Source organism: Bacillus sp. BS1807G30 (assembly GCF_040047675.1).
GTDB classification, from domain to species: domain Bacteria; phylum Bacillota; class Bacilli; order Bacillales; family Bacillaceae; genus Bacillus; species Bacillus altitudinis.
On the sequence record NZ_CP157353.1, the window covers coordinates 2,353,909 to 2,375,694 of the forward strand.

25 protein-coding genes and 1 pseudogene are annotated in these 21,786 nt (G+C 41.1%); 3 read left to right on the top strand and 23 right to left on the bottom strand.

Features of this window, described 5'->3' with window-relative positions; genetic code table 11:
• Positions 1–93: 93 nt before the first annotated feature.
• Positions 94–987 (top strand): LysR family transcriptional regulator, encoded by an 894-nt coding sequence (locus ABG082_RS12140; protein ID WP_251185204.1) that lies wholly within the window; start codon positions 94–96, stop codon positions 985–987.
• 96 nt (positions 988–1,083) lie between these two features.
• Here the strand turns inward: ABG082_RS12140 and fdhA are convergent, their stop codons facing one another.
• Both fdhA and ABG082_RS12150 read right to left on the bottom strand, forming a co-directional pair.
• On the bottom strand, positions 1,084–2,298 hold the full coding sequence (fdhA, locus tag ABG082_RS12145; RefSeq protein WP_017358089.1) for a formaldehyde dehydrogenase, glutathione-independent: 1,215 nt from the start codon (positions 2,296–2,298) through the stop codon (positions 1,084–1,086).
• 427 nt (positions 2,299–2,725) lie between these two features.
• Entirely contained in the window at positions 2,726–3,328 is a 603-nt protein-coding gene (locus ABG082_RS12150; protein WP_336619533.1) for a class I SAM-dependent methyltransferase, read from the bottom strand.
• Between the two features lie 318 nt (positions 3,329–3,646).
• On the opposite strand from ABG082_RS12150, the pseudogene ABG082_RS12155 reads away from it, so the two are divergent.
• A pseudogene (locus ABG082_RS12155) lies at positions 3,647–3,721 on the top strand (YjcZ family sporulation protein); the annotation flags it as partial.
• Between the two features lie 43 nt (positions 3,722–3,764).
• Here the strand turns inward: ABG082_RS12155 and ABG082_RS12160 are convergent.
• The 7 genes from ABG082_RS12160 to ABG082_RS12190 form a co-directional block, all read right to left on the bottom strand.
• Complete coding sequence (locus ABG082_RS12160; RefSeq protein WP_223255651.1) at positions 3,765–3,920, bottom strand: hypothetical protein; 156 nt, start codon at positions 3,918–3,920, stop codon at positions 3,765–3,767.
• Between the two features lie 165 nt (positions 3,921–4,085).
• A complete protein-coding gene (locus ABG082_RS12165) occupies positions 4,086–4,220 on the bottom strand; it encodes a YrzI family small protein (protein WP_008342648.1) in 135 nt (44 codons plus the stop codon).
• A 445-nt stretch (positions 4,221–4,665) separates the two neighbouring features.
• Positions 4,666–4,896 carry a YrhC family protein gene (locus tag ABG082_RS12170; protein ID WP_035391005.1) on the bottom strand — a complete coding sequence of 77 codons (231 nt, stop codon included), beginning with the start codon at positions 4,894–4,896 and terminating at the stop codon, positions 4,666–4,668.
• A 72-nt stretch (positions 4,897–4,968) separates the two neighbouring features.
• Positions 4,969–6,117 (bottom strand): bifunctional cystathionine gamma-lyase/homocysteine desulfhydrase, encoded by a 1,149-nt coding sequence (locus tag ABG082_RS12175; protein WP_008342652.1) that lies wholly within the window; start codon positions 6,115–6,117, stop codon positions 4,969–4,971.
• 1 nt (position 6,118) lies between these two features.
• Positions 6,119–7,042, bottom strand: a complete 924-nt coding sequence (locus tag ABG082_RS12180; protein ID WP_348936137.1) for a cysteine synthase family protein — start codon at positions 7,040–7,042, stop codon at positions 6,119–6,121.
• Positions 7,043–7,088: 46 nt separating this feature from the next.
• On the bottom strand, positions 7,089–7,784 hold the full coding sequence (gene mtnN / locus ABG082_RS12185) for a 5'-methylthioadenosine/S-adenosylhomocysteine nucleosidase (RefSeq protein WP_113767034.1): 696 nt from the start codon (positions 7,782–7,784) through the stop codon (positions 7,089–7,091).
• A gap of 15 nt (positions 7,785–7,799) precedes the next feature.
• Positions 7,800–8,441 carry a class I SAM-dependent methyltransferase gene (locus ABG082_RS12190; protein ID WP_113767035.1) on the bottom strand — a complete coding sequence of 214 codons (642 nt, stop codon included), beginning with the start codon at positions 8,439–8,441 and terminating at the stop codon, positions 7,800–7,802.
• 187 nt (positions 8,442–8,628) lie between these two features.
• Here ABG082_RS12190 and ABG082_RS12195 point away from each other — a divergent pair, with 187 nt between their 5' ends.
• Complete coding sequence (locus tag ABG082_RS12195; RefSeq protein WP_052320851.1) at positions 8,629–8,832, top strand: YrzA family protein; 204 nt, start codon at positions 8,629–8,631, stop codon at positions 8,830–8,832.
• A gap of 150 nt (positions 8,833–8,982) precedes the next feature.
• On the opposite strand, the gene ABG082_RS12200 is transcribed toward ABG082_RS12195, so the two are convergent.
• The 14 genes from ABG082_RS12200 to ABG082_RS12265 all read right to left on the bottom strand — a co-directional run bounded on the left by ABG082_RS12200 (position 8,983) and on the right by ABG082_RS12265 (position 21,759).
• A complete protein-coding gene (locus tag ABG082_RS12200; RefSeq protein WP_048001797.1) occupies positions 8,983–9,645 on the bottom strand; it encodes a YrrS family protein in 663 nt (220 codons plus the stop codon).
• Between the two features lie 67 nt (positions 9,646–9,712).
• A complete protein-coding gene (locus tag ABG082_RS12205; protein WP_348936138.1) occupies positions 9,713–11,455 on the bottom strand; it encodes a penicillin-binding protein 2 in 1,743 nt (580 codons plus the stop codon).
• 50 nt (positions 11,456–11,505) lie between these two features.
• The gene (gene greA / locus ABG082_RS12210; protein ID WP_007501433.1) at positions 11,506–11,979 is read right to left on the bottom strand and encodes a transcription elongation factor GreA; all 474 of its coding nucleotides are present in this window, start codon (positions 11,977–11,979) and stop codon (positions 11,506–11,508) included.
• A gap of 648 nt (positions 11,980–12,627) precedes the next feature.
• Entirely contained in the window at positions 12,628–13,260 is a 633-nt protein-coding gene (gene udk, locus ABG082_RS12215; protein WP_007501435.1) for a uridine kinase, read from the bottom strand.
• Positions 13,261–13,267: 7 nt separating this feature from the next.
• A complete protein-coding gene (locus ABG082_RS12220) occupies positions 13,268–14,536 on the bottom strand; it encodes a U32 family peptidase (RefSeq protein ID WP_159144954.1) in 1,269 nt (422 codons plus the stop codon).
• Between the two features lie 20 nt (positions 14,537–14,556).
• Complete coding sequence (locus tag ABG082_RS12225; protein WP_017367690.1) at positions 14,557–15,486, bottom strand: peptidase U32 family protein; 930 nt, start codon at positions 15,484–15,486, stop codon at positions 14,557–14,559.
• The gene (locus ABG082_RS12230) at positions 15,483–16,148 is read right to left on the bottom strand and encodes an O-methyltransferase (protein ID WP_008342672.1); all 666 of its coding nucleotides are present in this window, start codon (positions 16,146–16,148) and stop codon (positions 15,483–15,485) included. Before ABG082_RS12230 ends, ABG082_RS12225 begins: the two co-directional genes overlap by 4 nt.
• 212 nt (positions 16,149–16,360) lie before the next feature.
• Positions 16,361–17,443, bottom strand: coding sequence for an endolytic transglycosylase MltG (gene mltG / locus ABG082_RS12235; RefSeq protein WP_035701691.1), 1,083 nt, complete (start codon positions 17,441–17,443; stop codon positions 16,361–16,363).
• A gap of 73 nt (positions 17,444–17,516) precedes the next feature.
• Complete coding sequence (locus ABG082_RS12240; protein ID WP_019743021.1) at positions 17,517–18,605, bottom strand: acetyl-CoA C-acyltransferase; 1,089 nt, start codon at positions 18,603–18,605, stop codon at positions 17,517–17,519.
• Complete coding sequence (locus ABG082_RS12245; protein WP_348936139.1) at positions 18,593–20,050, bottom strand: acyl-CoA synthetase; 1,458 nt, start codon at positions 20,048–20,050, stop codon at positions 18,593–18,595. The genes ABG082_RS12240 and ABG082_RS12245 overlap by 13 nt, the downstream gene beginning before the upstream one ends.
• Positions 20,050–20,616, bottom strand: a complete 567-nt coding sequence (locus ABG082_RS12250; RefSeq protein WP_250026169.1) for a biotin transporter BioY — start codon at positions 20,614–20,616, stop codon at positions 20,050–20,052. The genes ABG082_RS12245 and ABG082_RS12250 overlap by 1 nt, the downstream gene beginning before the upstream one ends.
• A gap of 156 nt (positions 20,617–20,772) precedes the next feature.
• Complete coding sequence (locus tag ABG082_RS12255) at positions 20,773–21,057, bottom strand: DUF1292 domain-containing protein (protein ID WP_017358102.1); 285 nt, start codon at positions 21,055–21,057, stop codon at positions 20,773–20,775.
• A gap of 15 nt (positions 21,058–21,072) precedes the next feature.
• Positions 21,073–21,489, bottom strand: coding sequence for a Holliday junction resolvase RuvX (ruvX, locus tag ABG082_RS12260; RefSeq protein WP_017367695.1), 417 nt, complete (start codon positions 21,487–21,489; stop codon positions 21,073–21,075).
• Positions 21,490–21,492: 3 nt separating this feature from the next.
• Positions 21,493–21,759 (bottom strand): IreB family regulatory phosphoprotein, encoded by a 267-nt coding sequence (locus ABG082_RS12265; protein ID WP_024718370.1) that lies wholly within the window; start codon positions 21,757–21,759, stop codon positions 21,493–21,495.
• Positions 21,760–21,786 lie beyond the last annotated feature (27 nt).

Sequence of the window (21,786 nt, forward strand, 5' to 3'; positions counted from 1 at the left end):
CGCCTACTTTTATCATAGTAAAAATGTTATGATCTATCTATAGAAGTTTTCTGATTGCATCAATCGGCTCATCCGATTTAGGAGGGATTGACGTTGGAAATAAAGCAACTGATGATGTTCCAAACAGCATCAAAAGTATTAAACTTTACAAAAACAGCACAAATACTTGGCTATGCTCAATCTAGTATCACGGCAAATATCGCTGCATTAGAAGAAGAGCTAGGAACCCCTCTATTTGAAAGGCTTGGAAAAAGGGTCATTTTAACAGAAGCTGGCATGAAGTTTCAAGATTATACGGATAAGATTTTAGGTTTAACAGGAGAAGCATTAGAGGCTGTTGGTGGGATGAGTGAGCCAAGCGGCATTTTGAGAATATGTGCATCTGAAACACAATGTACCTATCGACTTCCTCATATTTTAACGGACTTTCAAACAACGTATCCTAAAGTAGAACTGATTTTTCGTCCCGGAATAGCTGAAAAGGATGTTTTAAATCTATTACTGGAAGGACAAATTGATGTCGCCCTATTATCGATGAATCCTGTCGTATCCTCACATTTAATTGTAAAAGAATTAAAAGATGAACCGATGGCGATTGTATGCTGTCCAACAAATCCATTGAGCAAAAAACAAAAAGTATATCCTATCGATTTAGACGAGCAAAGATTGTTGTTAACCGAAGACTGCGATTATCGTTATGCCTTCGAACACTCTTTGACACAGGCAGGAGCAAAACCGAGAAGTAAACTAGAACTAGCAGATGTAGAAGCCATAAAAAAATGTGTAATGGCTGGTTTAGGAATTGCTGTACTTCCCGAAATTTCTATAAAAAGAGAAATAACAGAAGGCCATATGATTAAAATCAATTGGATGGGACCCTGTCTCACAACGAAAATCCAACTATTCTGGCATAAAAATAAATGGATGTCTCCTGCTTTGAAGGCGTTTGTTGATTTAACAGAGGAATATATACTCAGGCACGGCTAACAATTGACATGGAATGTAGCAGAACAGCTTCATCTTTTTATATGTAACAAACAAAAAACTTACAGGAAAAATCCTGTAAGTTTTTTCGATGGATCATTATTTAGAAATCATGCCATGCGGGTCAATCACAAATTTCTTCGCCACACCCGAATCAAAATCGCTATATCCTTTAGGGGCTTGATCAAGGGAAATCACGGTGGCATTAACGGCTTTGGCGATTTGTGCTCTTCCGCTTAAAATAGATTTCATCAAGCTGCGATGATATTGCATGACAGGGGTTTGGCCTGTCACAAAGGTATGGGCTTTGGCCCAGCCAAGTCCAATTCGCACTTTCAGAGATCCAACTTTTGCATCTTCATCCACAGCACCTGGATCTTCTGTGACGTAAAGTCCTGGAATTCCAAGTTTACCGCCAACTTTGGTAATATCCATAATTGTATTTAAAACGGTGGCTGGTGCTTCTCCTTGATCTCCATGACCTGAAGCTTCAAAGCCGACACAATCGACCGCACAGTCGACTTCTGGCTCTCCAAGGATATTTGTCATTTGTTCACCGATTCGATCATGTTTTCGTAAGTTAATTGTTTCGCAGCCAAAGCTTCTCGCCTGCTCCAGCCTTTGTTCATTGAGATCGCCGACGATGACAGCAGAAGCGCCAAGGAGCTGAGCGGAATGCGCTGCTGCTAGACCTACTGGCCCTGCACCAGCAATATAGACGGTAGAGCCCGGTTTTACGCCAGCCGTATAAGCACCATGAAAACCTGTCGGGAATATATCAGAAAGCATCGTCAAATCAAGTATTTTTTCCATCGCCTGATCTTTGTCCGGAAATTTGAGTAGCTGGAAATCAGCATATGGCACCATGACGTACTCCGATTGGCCGCCAACCCATCCGCCCATATCTACATATCCATAAGCTGAGCCAGGTCGATCGGGGTTTACATTTAAACACACATGGGTTTTTTGTTCCTTACACATGACGCAGCGACCACAGGCAATATTAAATGGAACTGATACGAGATCACCCTTTTGGATAAACTCTACATCTCGTCCAACTTCAACGACTTCACCAGTAATCTCATGACCAAGGACAAGTCCTTCAGGCGCAGTTGTGCGCCCTCTTACCATGTGCTGGTCGCTCCCGCAAATGTTTGTTGTCACCACTTTTAAAATGACGCCATGCTCACACTTACGTCCAACATTGGCTTTAGGTACACCAGGGCCATCCCTTAAAACCAAATCAGGGTATCCAATATCTTCAACTGCTACATTTCCTGCTCCTTTATAAACGACACCTTTGTTTCCCGACATGTTTTCATTCCTCCCTTTTTGTTTAAAAATGAAGTCTCTCCAAAGTTCTCTCTTTCTCGGGCTTTTTCCTTCTTTCAACCACACATTGACTCAAATAGTAAATGAAAAATGTCTATCCAGGAGAGAAAAATGTATTTTCCAGTCAAATAAAAAAGAAAATATTGAAAAAAAAGCTAAACATTTGAAGAACATTGTCGATATAAGGAATAAGCCAGACAGGTATCCTTAATCGACAAACAAATTCCTTATATATACTATCATTCCTTACACACCTGGCTGGCCCCTACATATGAAATGAATGCAAAAGACTCTTCTTGTGAAGTGTCTTTTTTATTGATGAATGATCAATTCCCACATGCAAAAAAGGCCCTTCTGACGAAGAGCCTTTTTTAATTGCTTGTTCATTACCTGGGAAATATTTTCATCATCATTTTAAGGCTTTGATACAGATGTATGTATCATAATGGTAAACAGAGACGTCTCTAAAGTGATACGCTGAAAAAAGACAGCTGATGTCTTCTTCACTGTACGTTGAAAGAGACTGTGAGCGTTTTTGTTCCTTCATTAGTTCCTGCTTTTGAAAAGATAAGAATACTTCTCCATCCACTTGAAGAACACGATATACCTCTTTCATGACTTGTTCGATATCTGGCAAGTAATAGATGGTCTGCACTGTGAACAATTTATTGAATGATCTGTCTTCAAAAGGTAATTGCTCAGCTTTTCCAAGTGTAATAACGGCTTTTTCCTGCTCGACAAGCCTCTTATGTTTTCTTTTCGCGTATTTTACCATATGACGCGAAGCATCGATTCCATATACTTTCCCTCGATCAAGTTTTTCCGCTACTTTAGATAATGTCATACCTCTTCCAGTACCAATTTCTAAAATCCGGTCGTTTTCTTGTATATTTAAGAGTTGAATCGTCCATTGATTGATATCATGATGATTTTTTTCCATATAGCGGGCTACCCATTTTGAGAACAAGCCCTTTGGTTCCCTCATTTGTTTTCCAATCCAGCTTTGAATCAATGTCAACACCTGCTTTGCACCAGTAAATAAAACTATTTACGAATTTTCTTACTTTTCATATCGGCTCTCGCCTAACAAAAGTTAAGACCTAGTCCTAATTCCTTTGTCTTTTATTAGACGGCACCTTTTCTGAAAATGTTTCGCACGTAATGAAAAATATTTAAACAAATAGGCATTTTCATTAATTGTGTTCAGATTGATTTCGTTTTCCGCATGAGCTGCATATTTTATGAATGTATCTTGATTAGATAAAGGTGGTGCTAGATTATGGGCTTTGGCGGTTATTCTGGAGGCTACTGCGGTGGCTACGGTGGCGGTTTTGCAGGCGGATTCGCATTGCTTGTTGTACTGTTCATTTTGTTAATCATCATCGGTGCAAGCTGGATTTGCTAATGTAAAAGGAGCAGGAAACGATAACGTTTCCTGCTCCTTTTCTTTAATACCAATAGGTTGGATAATTGTACATATAGCGTCTGAGCATTTCTTCTTGCTCTCTTTGCATTCTGTATGGATTGCCGTATCCGTGCTTTAAAGAATGCGGAATAGACGCATACCCGTGCCCCACTGACGGAAACCTCATATATGGTGACATCGACATTCATTGATCACCTCACAATCTCCTTTTACGGTTATCATATGTGCAGGTGATCAATGTGGAGCGTGTCTAAACCTGGTCCTTCTCCCTTGTATAACAATCAAGCATTGCAAGCATCATAAACATGTCAATCTCCTCCTTTTCATGTTTTTATTGTCCTTTTTAGTTCATGTACTTTAGTTGTTTCTGCTTCATTTCTTCATAAAACGTTTCGACTTGTTGTTCATAAAGAACGGTTTCAATGTCCTTGTATTTACGTTGGATCGTCAAAGTAATAAAAAATAAATGGATTGTCATATACGCTCACCTCCCTTCAGTTCGCAGCACGCGAAATAGCCCGCAGATCTTCTTTATCAGTTGACCTGCGGGCACACAAAAATGCAGATCAAAAGACAGTGTCTTCTAACCTGCGATGGATGATACGTGAAATCCTCGTTTACTTAAACAGTTTTGTAGCGTGAACCGTAAAAGGTAAAGGAAGGACACGAGCTCTTCCACAGGCTGATGACATGATGAAATTGGTTGTTGAATTGATCACAAGTAGATACGAATAACATATTCTTCAGCCTCCTTTACGTTTTTAATTACTTTGTAAGTATATCCAGCAAGCACCATTTTGTAAACCTGTTTTTAGTAAATTAGATGATTTTTGTGTGTTTGACTAAATTTCTACAGTAATTCTTGTCCGATTATCCAGTGCAATTTAAAAAAGTCTCCTCATCACATGAGGAGACTTTTCGACTTAATCTTCATCTAGTTCTTGTAGCTTTTTTTGAAAAAAGATCGCACGTTTCACGCAAAGAAAAGCAGCCAATAGGAAAACACAATCAACTGCCATCATCAGCATTTTTGGTGATGCTTCTAGGTGCTGATTCGGTAAAATCGTACCAATATATAAAAAGGTGCTGACAGCAAGCAAAATAAAAGCGTATTGCTTGTAATCTGTCACTAAACCATCCCACTTTTTCTTCACTTGTTTCACCTTCCCGCTATCAATGTCTATTGATAGCTTACCATAGTGAGAGAAAGCGAGGGGCATGTAAATCTATCCATTCGTTACTGCGTCGAGCCCTTGTTCAATATCATGTAATAAGTCATCAATATCTTCAATACCGACAGAAATACGGATTAAACCATCTGTGATGCCAAGCTCTTCTCTGCGCTCTTTTGGAATAGATGCATGGGTCATGCGAGCAGGAACAGAGATTAAACTTTCAACCGCCCCTAGGCTTTCTGCGATCGTAAACAATTTCAATTGGCTTAAAAACACGTCGACATTTTCTTCTTTTCCAATATCAAAAGAAATCATACCGCCAAAGCCTGTTGCTTGTGTTTTCGCAAGCTCATGACCTGGGTGAGCGCTTAATCCTGGGTAATAGACACGTGTAATCGCAGGATGTTGTTCTAAAAACTCAGCGATTTTCTGCGCGTTTTGTTGATGTGCTTCCATTCTTAGTCCGAGCGTTTTCATCCCTCGCATTAGAAGCCACGCATCTTGCGGTCCAAGAATACCGCCTGTAGAGTTTTGAACAAAGTGCAGTTCTTCACCAAGCTCTTCAGTAGCTGTCACGACAAGTCCGCCCACCACATCACTATGACCGCCTAAATATTTTGTGGCACTGTGCAAGACAATGTCAGCCCCATATGAAATCGGCTTTTGAAAATATGGGGTAAAAAACGTATTATCGACAATCATCAAGATGCCAGCTTCTTTTGTGATCCGGCTTATGGCTTGTAGATCGGTCATTTTCAGCAATGGATTGGTTGGTGATTCAATATAGACGGCTTTTGTTTCTGGTAAAATGGCTTTTTTCACCGCTTCAGGATCACTTGTGTCTACAAATGTGGCTTTAATGCCAATCCGGTTGAGCACCTTTGTCATCACACGATACGTTCCGCCGTACACGTCGTCAGTCAGTACGATATGATCTCCGCTGTTAAACAGCATCATCACAGCTGTAATTGCAGCCATCCCTGAACCGAATGCATAGCCGTTTGCCCCTCCTTCAAGATCACGAATGACTGTTTCCAGTGCTGTTCTTGTTGGATTCGCAGTTCTGGAATATTCATATCCAGTGTGCTCGCCTGCTTTAGGCTGCTTATAGGTGCTGACTTGGTAAATAGGAACAGACACGGCTCCTGTTTTTTCATCACCAGTGATTCCACTATGAATCATCATTGTTTTTGGCTTCATTTTATTTTCCTCCCTCATAAATACCTTTACTTAGATAACGCTCACTGCTATCAGGAAAAATGGTCACGATCACTGTCCCAGGTGATGCCTTTTTCGCTTCCTCTAAAGCGGCAAATAGAGCGGCTCCAGACGAGCTTCCGATCAGAACACCTTCCTTTTCAGCTGCTTCTTTCACCATTCGGAAAGCATTATCGTCACTGACGGTATAAATCTCGTCAAATAAAGTCGATTCCATATAATCTGGAATAAATTCAAGGCCAATTCCTTCCGTTCTATGCGGTCCCGGCTTTCCGCCATTTAAAATAGATCCTTCTGGTTCCACGATCACTGTTTTTAGCGCTTCTTTTTGCTCTTTTAAATAGGCAGCACAGCCTTGAAACGTTCCACCAGAGCCCGCTCCTGCTACAAACACGTCTATGTTCCCCTGGAGGTCAGACCATATTTCTGGCCCGAGCGTTTTATAGTAAGTCAATGGATTTACTTGGTTTTTAAATTGTAAGACGCAATAAGCATTGTCAAGGCTTGCCTCTAGTTCAAGGGCTCGATCAATCGCACCCTTCATCCCATCTTTTCTTGGTGTATGAATAATCTCTGCACCAAGCGCCTTCATGAGCTGTTGTTTCTCTTGACTAAAATGTTCTGGTACACAGAAGATCGGATGCAATTGATGTTTTCTTGCACTTAGCGCAAGCCCGATGCCTGTGTTTCCTGCAGTTGCTTCAATAATGGTTCCGCCTGGGCGCAGTTTGCCCGATGCTAGCGCTTCTTTAATCAGCATATCACCTAAGCGATCCTTAATACTTCCGCCTGGGTTCATCATTTCAAGTTTTGCATAAACATCAACACCTGCCGGCACACCCATCCCTGACAGTTTTAAAAGCGGTGTGTGGCCAATTAATTCCGTAATATCATGTATGACAGCCATATAAATCCCTTCCTTTGTATGGAAAAGAAGGGGGAAACCCCTTCTTTTATTGTGTTTGCTTTATCATACGCAGGACAAGGTCTGTTGAGTGAATCGCTGCTTGCTCTAGAAATTGATCAAAAGAGATATTGGATTCTTTCCCAGCAATATCTGACAACGCTCGAACGACCACAAATGGCGTTTCAAATAGATGGCAAACTTGCGCAACTGCAGCTGCCTCCATTTCCACTGCATACAGCTCTGGAAATTTCTCTCTCACAAACGCGACACGACCAGGATCATCCATAAATGAATCTCCTGTTGCAATCGTTCCTTTTGCCACTTGAATATGATCGATTTCTGAAGCAGATTCCTCTGCCAGCTTCACAAGCTGATCATCTGCGATGAAAGCAGCTGGTAATCCTGGCACTTGTCCATATTCGTAATTAAAGATCGTCACGTCCACATCATGATGTCTAATATCAGTAGAGATGACAATATCACCTACATTTAATGAGTGATGGAAACCGCCAGCTGATCCTGTATTGATCACATAATCTGGCTGAAAGCGGTCAAGCAGAAGTGTTGTGCTGACCGCTGCATTCACTTTTCCAATCCCTGATTTTAATAAAATCACTTCTTTATCTTCATAAACACCTGTTGTAAATTCACACCCAGCGATGTTTTCTTGTGTGGCATTCTTTAGTTGGTCTCTTAAAATCGTCACTTCTTCTTCCATTGCACCTATCACTGCGATTTTCAAATCAAAAACATCCTTTCATTCCCTTTTCTTCGCTTCTACGATCCACACAAAATCATTCATTTGATGAAAAGATGTGCTAAAACCTTCTTCTTCAAAGATTTGCTTTAACACACCTATGGATGGATAATATTCCGTTTCTAAATCCTCTGCAAGCTGATCGAATCCAGCGGCTTTCGCTTTGTTCGTTTCAGCTTGATGTGCTGCTTGATTTTGAAACATTGTATCAGCAAAGACTATTTTACCACCTGAGGGAAGGATGTTGCCATAGGTGTGGATGGCTTGTTTTTTTTCGTCGTCCGTTAAATGATGGAAAGCATATGAACTGACGATCGTATCTGGCTCAAAAGGTGGAGCTGGAAACGATAAAAAATCCCCGTCATGAAATACATTTGGTATTCCTTTTTGAAGAGCCGCTTTCTTCATGGCCTCTGAAGGTTCAACGCCAAACACTTTCTTATCTGCTTGAAGCAGTGCCGCTGTTAGGTTTCCTGTGCCGCTTCCAAACTCAATGACATGTTGACCTGCACGGCGAGTAATCTCTTTTAGAATGACCGGATACCGGTGAAACACTTCTTTATACTGCTCGTCATGACCACTTACAGTGTCATCATAAGATTCAGCCCAATGATCAAATAAAGAAAGAAACTCACGTCCCATTTTTCTTTCCCTCCACTTTATCTATTTATTCCTATCCGTATAGTATGTTTTATTCCGTCGAACAGTTCTTATCCTACCACATCTTCTGATTCTTTCCTACTAAAAAATACTGGGTGGGGTAGAAAAATATTTGCCCTTTTGAATGTGAGAGATTATGATGAATCTAGAGCATGGAGGGATGAATGAAATGGATTTTCAACTGGATTTTTTAAAGGACAAAATTGAATTTTTTGAAGCAACGTCTTTAAAAGAACTTGAACAAAAGATCCAAAAACAAATTGAACATAATCAGGCGATCTTGCTGACTGTTCATTCTGTAAGTCATCAAACAACTGTCATTGATGATAAGATTTTGTATACAGCGGTTGTTCATTTTAAAGCGAATATCTAATGTCTAATAAAAAAGATCAGCGTGTAGTCAGTCAGGTCTGTGCGCCGGTGCTAGTCCTTCCTAGACTGCAAAGGTTTTCTATCACGCTGAAAAGAAGAAAAAGGCTAAAATGAAGTTCATTTTAGCCTTTTTGCATGCATCTTTTTTATTTTATTTTAATTTTTCAACCTTCACAGGTTTCCAGCCTTTTTCGTCCACCCACGTAATTTCTACACGGTAGCGTTCACCTGTTGATTTATCACGGATGGTTCCTTTTGCATCTTGAGGTCCTCCGTTATTTCCTAACCAAATAACAGTCATTTGATCTTCTGAGATTCCTGTCGCATAGGACATGGCTTTGATCATTTCTTTCCAGTCTTTTGAGTTAGCATCATAGGTTGCTGTATGTGATCCCGATTGCTCTGTTCCTACAGGCTCCCAGTTATCGTTTTCATATGTTTTGTCTACGTCACTTGTTTTACCGCCATCTGTTTCTGTGGCGTCTTTTAACGCATCTTTGTTTGGCTTTTCTTCATCATCTGTTTTCTTTGTATCGTCTTTTTTGTCAGATGAATCGTCTTTTTTCGCATCCGCATCATCTGATGTGTCTTTCTTTTGATCTTTCACATCTTCTTCTGAGTTTTGTTTATTTTCACTCGATGCAGGTGCTGTTTTTGATGGTTCGTTGGCTACATCTTTCGGTGGTCTATTAAAAATTAACAAACTCGATGCGACAACCAAAATAAGCACCACAACGATACCAATTAATATGTTAAGCACCATATTCGCCTTTCTGCGCTTATCACGATGTTCAAATCGAGAATTTCTACTCAAAATCTCTGCACTCCTTTGCCTCTGTTCCCTAAGTCGTTACTATTCTAACATGACATGAAGGGATGTTCTATGTCTGTTTCTTTTCAATTTCATTGACCTTTTTTACAATATCATAAAACGCTTCATTTGTCTTAGCCCGGCCACTTGCCTCATCAAGGTGAACAACGACCAGAGCGTATTTTGGTTTTTCTGCCGGAAAGTATCCGGCAAACCACTTGTGATAAAGTGGATTCCCCTGTTTATCTTTGCTGCCAGTTTGGGCAGTGCCTGATTTCCCTGCTATATGGAACGGCAGGTCTTGAAATCTTCTTCCTGTTCCTTTGTCAGACGTCACCACCTGCCTTAAGTACTTTTGCAAGGTTTGAGCTGTATAGCGGTCAATACTGTCACCATCAGGTCGTTTGTTTTGAAAGGATAGCATCGTTGTTCCGTTTTGATACAGCACTTCATCTGCAATTCTCACTTCTTTTCGTTCTCCGCCCCTTGCAATCGTTGCCATCATATTGGCGATTTGCAAGGGAGTTGTTTTGACATTTTTTTGACCAATCGCCGTTTGTGCAATGGCTTTTTTGACATGCTTGTCTCTTTTATCTCCCCACACACTGCCTGTTTCTTCACGATCAAACTGTTTGAATTGCTGCTTATGGTATACATCCCCTTCCCAGCCTGCTCGATCCACAAGCCCAAGCTTTGAAGCTGTCTTTTCAATGATTTGATCATCTGTTTGGATGAGCTGCTCAGCGAGTGTCGCAAATGTATAATTACAGCTTTGCGCAAAGCTTTCAGACAAATTCAGTACTTCCTGCTTTCCTTCTGGCTCTCCATATAAATTCTTTCGACAATCATACATCGTTTGTGGCTGGTTCAAATTTTTTTCAATCGCTGCGGCAAGTACGACCGTTTTAAATACAGAACCGGGAGCCATTGCGGTCAGCATGTAATTTCTTGCCTCATGCCGGTTTTTGCTGGTCACATTTGGAACACTCGCCATCGCCAGCACACTGCTATTTTGAATGTCGAGCAGAACCGCTCCGCCTTTTTCAACCCCTTGCGCTTTGAGAACATTCTCCATTTCCCTCTGCATGTCTTCGTCCATGGTTGTCTGCACTTGCAGCGGATAAAACGAATGAGCTTCTGCTGTATATTTGACGTCCATCCCAAACAAAGGGTTTCCCCTTCCGTCCACATGATATAACAATTTTGTGTCTTGCTCTGGTAATAGAAATTCGTCAAATGTACTTTCCAAACCGAATGTACCGATCTCAGTGCGGATTGAAAGTTCTTTTTTGTCCGGATAACGCTTTCTCAAGAGTTCTGGATTCTCGCTTGTGAAACCTAATGTGTGGAGGGCAAGTCTTTTTTTGTCCTTCTCTTTCATATATACGCCGTAAACACCTGAATATTTCATATCATTGATGTCTTTCAGCTTTTTTTTCGTCATATCATCTTTTAAAATGAGTGGTTTCTTCGTTTCTGTCAGCTGGCTTTTCAGTTCATCTTCTTTCATCTCAAGTATAGAAGCGGTTTGCTTTAAGTGAGGGAGGTCATATTGCAGGAATGGAAATATGATGACCGCTGGCTCTTCCTTTGTGAGAAGTGCCTCGCCGTTTCGATCTAAAAATTCGCCGCGTCCGTCTGAAATGACTACTTCTTCTGTCCGCTGCCTGACACTTTCTTGGATCAAATTAATATCAAGCTTTGAAAAAGATTCTGTGAAAAACAACTGAATTTCCGCTAATCTAAATAGGAGACCGAGCAATAATATAAAAATAATGGCACCTGTCCATTGGATTCTTCTTGTTTTCAGCATAAAAACACCTCGTCCCTATTGTGGACGAGGTGTTCATCGTATAAACGTAATTATGAAATTTTTACAATTTGGACGAACATTTCTCCGCCAGGTGTTTGAACAGTGACTTTGTCGTCTACTTGTTTGCCTAAAAGACTTTTTGCAATTGGTGAATCGTTTGAAATTTTGCCTTCAAACGGATCAGCTTCTGCACTTCCTACAATCGTATAAGACTCTTCTTCACCGTCCGGTAATTCAACGAATGTCACCGTTTTACCGAGTGAAACAATATTTGAGTTACCTTCATCTTCAATAATTTTGGCATTACGAATCATATTATCAAGCGTTGTAATACGACCTTCTACAAACGCTTGCTCTTCTTTAGCAGAATCATATTCCGAGTTTTCAGAGAGGTCTCCAAAACTTCTAGCGATTTTAATACGCTCTACAACCTCTTTACGTTTAACCGTTTTCAAATATTCAAGCTCTTCTTCTAATTTGCGCTTTCCTTCTTCTGTCATTGGAAATACTTTCTCTTGTGCCATGAATCATTCACTCCTTCTATTAATCCTCATCATACAAGCTTTCTGCATGTGAGTGACGACTGAAATATACAAGAATGAGGACATATTCCGGCCCTCATTCCTTCTGTCCCATATTCGTAAAAGTCCATCTTACATGGCGTCCCTTTTAGATGCAACTATTATGCCTTTTTATTAGGCAGGAACAGCAGCGGTCTCATGATGATGTATTATCTTCATCGCACAAACTGTGGAAAGGCACAGGAAGCTCCTGTACCTCGTTCGGCCATTTCGATCATATGTAGAAGAATAGCTTATCCATTCTCCATCTTCCAATACATAATATGGTCAGTGTACGATATGTCTATGCTATATTATTACAAAATTGCATTTTGATCAAGAATTGTTTGAAAATTTGTGATGATTTGTTTGTCATTTTTTTAATATACTTTTACAAAGCAGGAATAACTGAAACTTTCAGCATCCCATCGTGATTTTCCTGTCTCCATTTCGCAGCATTGTTTTCCTATCATATCAAATCTTTTATTCAGGGGGCTGCTTCTTACAATGCTCATCGATGATTTCAGACTAGCCATTACTAAAGTATTGACTACAAGAGCATGATGTTGAAAAGACCTTTACAACGTAAAGGTCTTTGTTCTTCTCCACCATTTACTCTCCGCGGTTTTGAAGAATCGTTTGAATTTTTGTCACCATGAGGTCAATGGCCACATGGTTTTGTCCACCTTCTGGAATGATGATATCCGCGTATCGTTTTGACGGTTCAATGAATTGATTGTGCATCGGTCTGACGACAGATACATATTGTTCAATCACGGAATCAATCGATCTGCCTCTTTCTTTCGTATCACGTAAAATACGGCGAATGATCCGAAGATCTGCATCTGTATCCACATACAGTTTAATATCCATTAAGTTTCTTAGACGTTCATTTTCAAGGGCAAAGATTCCTTCAACGATGATGACATCCTTTGGTTCAACATGTACCGTCTCTTCTGAACGTGTGTTTAGTTTAAAATCATAAATTGGTTTTTCAATGGACTCGTACTTTAGCAGCGCTTCTACATGCTCAATCATCAGGTCATTGTCAAATGCAAGCGGATGATCATAATTGGTCAGCAGGCGCTCTTCAAATGGCATATGACTTTGATTTTTATAATATAAATCTTGCTGAAGCATGAGGATTGAATGTCCTTTAAATTTTTCGTAAATGGAATTGGTGACACTCGTTTTACCTGAACCCGAGCCGCCAGCGATTCCAATCACCACTGGTTTTTTCCCCATGTGCCGGTTATTTCCCCTTTCTCATCATGTTGCTAGGGTATACTTTTTGATCAAGCTTAAATTTCACAATTTGCAGTGGATGACGAGCGGCATCGAGTTCGTTCCCTTTTTCGTCCCAAATCGTCTCAATCTTGCATGTGAAATTTTCGATTTCTGGACCGAAAAATTCAACTTCGTCGCCAGCTTTAAAGAAATTACGCTGCTGTAATGTGACAATTTGTTCTTGTTCATCATAATGAAGCACAAGTCCGACGAAATCAAAGGTCGTTTTCTTTCCGTGAATGCCAAACATTTGTTCATCCGTTCCTGGTACACCTTCAAAAAAGGCAGGAGCCGTGTCACGGTTGGCACATTTGTCTAATTCATCGAGCCATTCTTGTTGAATAACGAAATTGTCTGGATCAGCACAGTAAGCATCAATGACTTTACGATAGACACTGACAACTGTTGCTACATAATGAATGGACTTCATTCGTCCTTCAATCTTTAAGCTGTCAATTCCCATTTCGATCATTTGCGGTATGGATTCGATGAGTTTTAAATCTTTTGGACTCATCGCAAATGGTGCATCTTCTTCACCGAATAAAGGCGCTTCCTCAGAGCCTTCTAGTTTATAAAGGTCATAATCCCAGCGGCAAGATTGGCAGCAGCCTCCGCGGTTTGAATCTCTCGCTGTCATATGGTTACTGAGCACGCAGCGGCCAGAATAAGCAATACACATCGCCCCGTGAATGAACGTTTCGATTTCAATATCCACTTTTTCTTTCATTTCTTTAATCTCTAGAGCGCTTGTTTCACGTGCAAGGACCACACGCTCAAGCCCTTCTTCCTTCCAAAACTGCACAGCTTTCCAATTTGAAAGAGATTGCTGTGTGCTCAAGTGAACTTCAAGTTTTGGAGCTACTCGTTTGCATGTTTCGATGATGAGTGGATCAGCCACAATAATTCCCGCTACACCCGCTCCTTCAATCCCTTGAAGATATTCTTCCAGCCCGTCCATGTTTTCGTTGTGGGCGAAAATATTCGTTGTCACATAAATGCGAGCACCGTATTTGTTCGCAAATGCGACACCTTCTGCCATTTCTTCGATTGAAAAGTTATCTGCATTTGAACGAAGTCCAAATTCTTTCCCACCAATAAAAACAGCGTCTGCTCCATAATGCACAGCAATTTTTAGTTTTTCTAAGTTACCTGCTGGCGCTAGCAGTTCTGGTTTTTTTGTAATGACACGTTTTCCATCGATCATTTCAGAAATTCCATCTTTTAAAAGTGCCATTTCCTCTGCCTCCTTTTATCTTAATAAACCGTTTCTTTAAAGAAGAATCCTGTATCGATTGAGCGGTTGACAGGCTGGATCTCTTCAATACGCTCCACCCATTCATCTTTTTGATCTTCATAGGCTTCCTTATCAGTCACTAGTAAATCAATGGCTTTTCGATAGAGGGATGTCACCTCTGTCATATAAGAAAGTGACTTTAAAATTCCGTCAATTTTAAATGAGTCAATGCCTGCGTCGACAAATTCTTCTAATTCATCAATCATACATACATCATTTGGACTCATAATGTGTGTGCCATTTTCATCCTCAAAAATAGGATATTTGTTTTGACGCTCCTCGTCGTGAAGGAATAGACCTTCTTCCATATTTCTGCCTTCCACGTCCATTTGTTTGCCTTGATATTCAAAATAGTTGCCAACAAGTGTCCGTTTGGATTGGAACATACAGGTCATGCCGTGGACTTGAATTTCAATCTCCACTTCGGCGTTTTCTTTGATATCAATCACACTGTCCATATTGAGTTCTTTGGCAAGAACAGCACGTGTTGCGCCTTTTCTGCCCCAGTAGTTACAAGTGTAATAATTTGTCCCAGTTGTTTCTGTACTCCAGTGCAAATTCAAGTTGACACCTGTTTCTTTTGCGGCCATGATCACTGCCGGATCTCCAAAAACGACACCATCCACGTTTAACCCATCGAGAAAGGTTAAATAATCTCCAAGCAGTGCCACACGGTCATTATGAAAAATCGCATTCATGGCGACATATACTTTTTTGTGATGTGCATGCGCGATTTGAACCGTTTGTTTCACATCTTCTCTTGAAAACTCACCTGCAAGACGGATTCCATATGTTTGTTCACCTATTAAAAATGCGTCAGCACCCGCTTCAATGAGCGGCAGTACATCCGACACCTTACTTGGCGTCACAAGCAATTCTGGTTTTTTCATGATTGGTCACCTCTTTTTGTACTAATAGCGATCCCATCTCCAACCGGAATGATACACGTTTGGTAGTCAGGATTTGACATCAGCCATTGATTGTATCGATCAATTTTGCCTATTAATTGTTTTTTTCGTTTATCTTCAATTTCTTCTTCATAATTTGTCGCAACTAAGCCTTTAAATAATACGTTGTCTGTAATAATCATTCCATCATCGGACAGCATCGGTTCAAACAGCTCAAAAAAGCGTTGATACTGGCCTTTTGCCGCATCAATGAAGATCACATCATAGGGCGCCATCGTCTGAACCGTTTTAGCTGATTCGATCGCATCGCCAAAAAACACGTGAATTCTATCTTTGAAATGTAATTCTTCAATATTTCGTGTCGCTTCCTCATAACGTTTCGCATTTCGCTCAATCGTATAGATTTCAGCATCTGGCAGAGCTTCTGCCATTCGAATCGCTGAATAACCAATCGCTGTCCCAACCTCAAGAATCTTCTTCGGTTTTTTCAAAGAAAGTAGCTGCAATAACAGTTCAATGCTCACCTTTTCCATGATTGGCACATGATGCTCTTTCGCATACTCCTCTAATTGAGCGATGGCATCAGGACTCGGCTCAATTAAATCTTCAATATAATCATTTATTTGATCATCTTCGATTGTCATTATATGTCTAGCTCCTTCATGACCTGAAAAAGAAGAGTCCTGCCTGCTGCAGCTCTCTTTCTCGTCAATCTTTCGTTCATCTAAGTAAAAACAACCCGATATATTTTACCACAAAGATGTGGTAATTGCGAACCTATAAAATGGATATAACAACGAAAAAAACTGCAGGCAATTTCACCATTGTCTACAGTCTTTTTCCTCTCACATGGGCGTTAGTTGCTGCCTGTGATGTATTTCGCTTTTGCTTTGTTGTGCTCATTTAACGTTTTCGTAAAGACGACTTCGCCATTTTTCTTTGCTAGGAAGTAAACAAAATCTGTTTTCTCTGGATGGAGTGCTGCTTTCCAAGAAGATTCTCCAGCATTGGCAATAGGTCCAGGCGGAAGCCCTTTGTTTGTATACGTATTATAAGGTGATTTCACTTTTAAATCTTTGTAATAAACACGGGACTTATGCTCGCCAAGCGCATAAAGAACGGTTGGATCTGTTTGAAGCGGCATGTCCTTTTTCAACCGGTTATAAAACACACTTGAGATTTTTGCCCGGTCTGTTTTTTCGGTTGCTTCCATTTCTATTAGGGATGCCATCGTTAGGACATCATGGATGGACATCTTTCTCTTTTTCATGTCCTTTTCGTACGTTTTCACATATTGATCTGTTTGTTTAATCATCGTGTCAATGATGGTTTCAAGTGATTCATCCTCACGATAAAACGGATACGTCGCCGGGAATAAATATCCCTCTAACGGATGCTTGACTTGTTTCCCGTTCACTTGTGATGTCACCGTTTTCGGGTATTTTTTCATCAATTTTTTAATAAAGGCTGGATCATCCAGCTTCGCTTCAACTTCTTTCGCTGAAAAATTCGTCTGGTTTGCAATAATGGCTGCAATATCAGACAACTGTTTCCCTTCAGGTATCACAAGCTGAAATGCGTAGTCTGTCCCGCCAGATGTCAGCTTTTGAATCAGCTGATCCGCATCCATTGTTTGTTTGAGATGAAAATAGCCCGCTTTAAAGCCTGACGCTTTTTTGTACTTTGCATAGTAAGTGAAAATCGTGTCATTTGAAATCAGTTCATTTTCTTTTAAAATGCTCGCAATTCCACTGACAGAAGTCCCATTTGGAATATGAATATTAATGGTTTGTTTGCTTTTTTGATCGACCGGCCCGAGTGCTGATTTTACATATAAAAAACCTGATAATGCTGCAATGATGATCACAGCAAGTACAGATAACAGGACGATCCCCATTTTTCGTTTAAAAAATGGTCGTTTCTTTTGTTCTGAAAACATGCATGGCCCTCCTCACATCTAGCTTTTATAGTACATGATTCGACGGAGTTCGGCAATTACTTGCTCATGCATGTCATGACAGAACTTGCCATAGTGTGGCTAAACCGACACCGCCCCCACTTCCAATTGCAGCCATGACATAGCTTCCATTCGGTAAGGCACGGGCTTCGTAAAACAGTCTCACCATCATAGCAGCTCCCGAGGCGCTATATGGATGCCCAAGACAAAGCGCACCGCCTCTTTTATTGATACGGTCATAAGGAATACCTAGTGTCCGGGCAATGAGCACTACTTTGAGCGCAAACGCTTCATTGATTTCAAAAAGTGCAACATCTTCTATCTTCACTTGTTCTTTATGTAAAAGTTTCTTGATTGCATCAATGGGTGAAGCAGCAGGATAATGCGGGTCCATAGCGGTCACGGCACTCCCGATATACCGCAGCATAGGGCTGAAGCCTTTTGCCTCCGCTTCCGCTCTTTCCATCACAACGACGGCAGCTGCACCATCTGCTTCTTTACAGCTATTGGTCACAGTCACAGTACCTTTGCCTGGTAAAAAGACAGGTTTTGCCCGCTTTATCAAGCTTGCAATCGGTCTTATTTTAGCTGCCGCTTCATCTGTGCTCATCCCGCTAATCGGAACAATTTCTTCTGAATACGTTCCTTGCTTGAATGCGGTTATACTTCGTTCCCAGCTTAAAAGTGCATAGTCATCTTGCTCTTGTCTCGCAACTGAAAATCTCGACGCCGTCAGCTCTGCCGCTTCCCCCATATGAGGGTCCCCTATCCACTCTGGAGAAAAGCGGGCCCTTTCTTTCATTGGTGACCGAGAAATGCTTTCCGTTCCACCAGCGATATACATTGATCCCTCCCCCGACTGAATCATGATGCACGCCGTTCTAATGGCTTCAAGACCGGAAGCACACTGCCTATCAATGGTCATACCCGGAATATGTAATGAAAGCCCTGCTTCTAACGAGGACAGACGGGCAATGTTGCCACCACCCCCGACGACATTGCCTAAAATGATGTCATCTGGCTTGGTCACGTTTGAAAAATGCTGGATCAAGGGCGCAGCTAGATGCTCTGGCCGGTAATCCTTCAACATTCCATTTTTCTCACCGAAGGGCGTCCGCTTCGCTTGTACGATCACGGCTTGCATGATAATTGTTCCTCCGCCCACTTTTTCATACTGGCACGAGCGATTTTCCCTCCTGATGTTTCGATCATTTTGTCCGTGACGAGCCATTTTTTTGGTACTTTGTATGCCGCTAATGTTTCTTTTACAGCTTGCCGAATGGTTTTTGTTTGCTGTACATTCTCAATAATGGCAACAGGGATTTCGCCCCAATATGGATCAGGAAGTCCAATCACGATTGACCGATTCACCTCTGGCTGTTCATTCAGCACACGCTCAATTTCCTCTGGAAAAATATTCAGTCCCCCATAGACAATCATGCCATTCTCGCGACCGCTCATATACAAGTAACCATCTTCGTCAAGCCACCCCATATCATAAACGGTCAACCACTCTGCGGGCGGCTTTTCATCTTGTAAATAGCCTGAAAAAGACATTGGGCTTTTCACATAAATTCTCCCTATTTCATTTGGCTTGCAAACGGTTTGATCTGCCCGCCTGACTTCAACCTGAATAGAAGGAAAAGGCTTTCCGACGGAAGTAGGTTTTTGCAGAAAGTCATCTGAAGATAAATAGGAAACAAAGCTCAATTCTGATGTTCCATAAAAATCAAAAAATGTGATGCGGGGATAGCGGTTGACGAGCTGTTTTTTTGAAGAGTTTCCCCAATCTGCACCAGACGATAGGACAAGAAGCGGATTTTTTCCGAAAGCATCCATTTGCAGTAACGATTCTGTCATGGTCGGAACCGTATAAATAGCCGTGATATCTCCTCTTTCTAAGGTCTTCTTTGCTTTCTCTGGCACAAATTTTTCTAACAATGTCACGGTGCCCCCGAAATAAAGTGTGCTGATCGCACCGTATAAAAAATGAGAGGATAAAAGTGTGCCCAGAATCAGTACATGATCTTTATGTGTGATCCCAAAGACGGAGGTTGTCATTTGAAAGCTCTCGATCCATGACTGCTGGCGTCTTATAAAGGCTTTGGGCGATCCCGTTGATCCTGAAGTAAATCCCATATAAAAAGCAGGATCTTCCTCCGGTTCACCTTTGTTCGATTGAACGTTTATGCTGAGGCTGATTCTTTCTTTCCATTCAGATAAAGAGAGCACTGGCATATCCAGCTTGTACTTTTCAATCCTTTTGATATATCGATCTTCCACAATGACAAGGTCCGCGTCGCTTAATAAGAGCTTTTCCGCGCATTCCTTGTCACTCCACCGCGGATCAAGAGGCACCGCTGTCCATCCTGCAGAAGCTGCGCCAGCAAATAGTTGGAGAAACGGAACACCATTTGATACTAAAAAAGCGACTCTTTTTTGCTGATGAGGCGTTTCTTTTAACCATTGTGCAGATGACTGCACACGCTCATGCCATTCTTCATAAGTGATCTTCTCTTTTTCATCTATGATCGCCATCTGACCTGGGTTCACTTTTGCATGAGCTGCATAGCTTTCCGTTATTCTCATCAAACTGCTCGCCTCCCTCTATGTGAGTCCCTTTTTCGATATGACATCGCTTGAATGATTTTCACCGTGAAGACAGCACATATCCCTGCTTTGATCAGATCACCCGGTAAATAAATGACGCTGAACAGAGCTGCTTGCGTGATCTTTATATGCATCATCATGGCTTGAAAGGGTATTCCGCCTATATATAATATCCCGATACTGCATACCGCATAGATCAAAAATAGTCGTAAGGCCGTCACTTTCTTCAGCCGGTTCAGCCACAGGCTGATCATAAAGGCAGCCACTGGATAAGCAAGTAAAAAACCACCGCTTGGCCCAAAAAAGACCCCTATTCCGCCTCTCCCTCCAGATAAAAGAGGTGCGCCTGCTGCCACTATTAGAAGAAATAGAAGTAAACTAATCAGCGCTTGCTTTGGTTTTAACAGCCCTCCAGCAAGCAAAAGACCTGCGGTTTGCATTGTGATTGGTACAGGTGTAAACGCAAGAAAAATAGGCGGAATCAATCCTAACATCCCAATAACTGCTGTCATTAATGCCATTTGCATCATATCGTGAATTTTCAATTTTCATACCCCTCACTCGATGTTTTTGATAAAAATAGCGTAAAAGGTCGAGTGATATATGTCAACTAAATTCAAATAATAGTTTACATATAGAATGTAAAAAAAGACCTGTGAAGAAAGATCACAGAGATCATGTTCACAGGCCTTTTATTCGTTCTATTCTTCTTCGTCTTCTTGATCTAAGAACGTATTTAACGTTTCTTCAATCATGTCCCACTCTTCATCCGTTTCAATTGGCTCTAATTCGCCATCTTCACCGTCTTCATTTGGTGTGAAGCTTGATGCATGAATTTCAATTTCTTCGTTATCTTGTTCAGAAATTGGGTAGTAAAGAACATATGATTTGTTAAAATGGTCGCTTTCAAAAGTAAATAGTACTTCGCAAAGTTGCTCATTTCCATTATCATCAACGATTGTAATTTGCTTTTCTCCGTGTTCCATTTGATTCACCTCATTTTAATTTAAGCTGTCTAAATACCCTTGAAGGATCATAACAGCCGCCATTTTATCAATGACTTTTTTACGCTTTTGTCTGCTCACATCTGCAGAGATGAGCATTTTTTCTGCTGCCATCGTTGACAGACGCTCGTCCCAAAGCACAACAGGAACATTGTACGTGTTTTCTAACACTTTCGCAAATGATTGGCTGGCCTCGCCTCTTGGACCGACCGTACCGTTCATATTTTTTGGAAAACCAAGGACAATTTTATCCGTTCCATATTGCAAGACGATCTCAGACAGGCGGCTGAGACCAAAGTCTCCGCCTGCTTCATCAATTTTAATGGTTTCAATCCCTTGAGCTGTCCATCCCATTTCATCACTGATTGCCACACCAAGGGTTTTCGTGCCTAAATCTAAGCCTAAAATTCTCATGTTTTACGCCTCTTTATGTGTCTCTAAGTACGATTTAACCAATTCCTCAATTAATTCGTCTCGTTCTAGTTTACGAATTAGGTTGCGTGCATCCTGATGTCTTGGAATATAAGCAGGGTCGCCTGACAGCAAGTATCCGACAATTTGATTGATCGGGTTGTATCCTTTTTCTTGGAGTGCGTCATAAACTGTTATGAGCACTTCATTCACATTGGTTTCAGCTGAATCATCAGAGAAGTTAAACTTCATTGTCTTATCAAATGAACTCACTGCTTCTTGCACCTCTCTTCCAACATT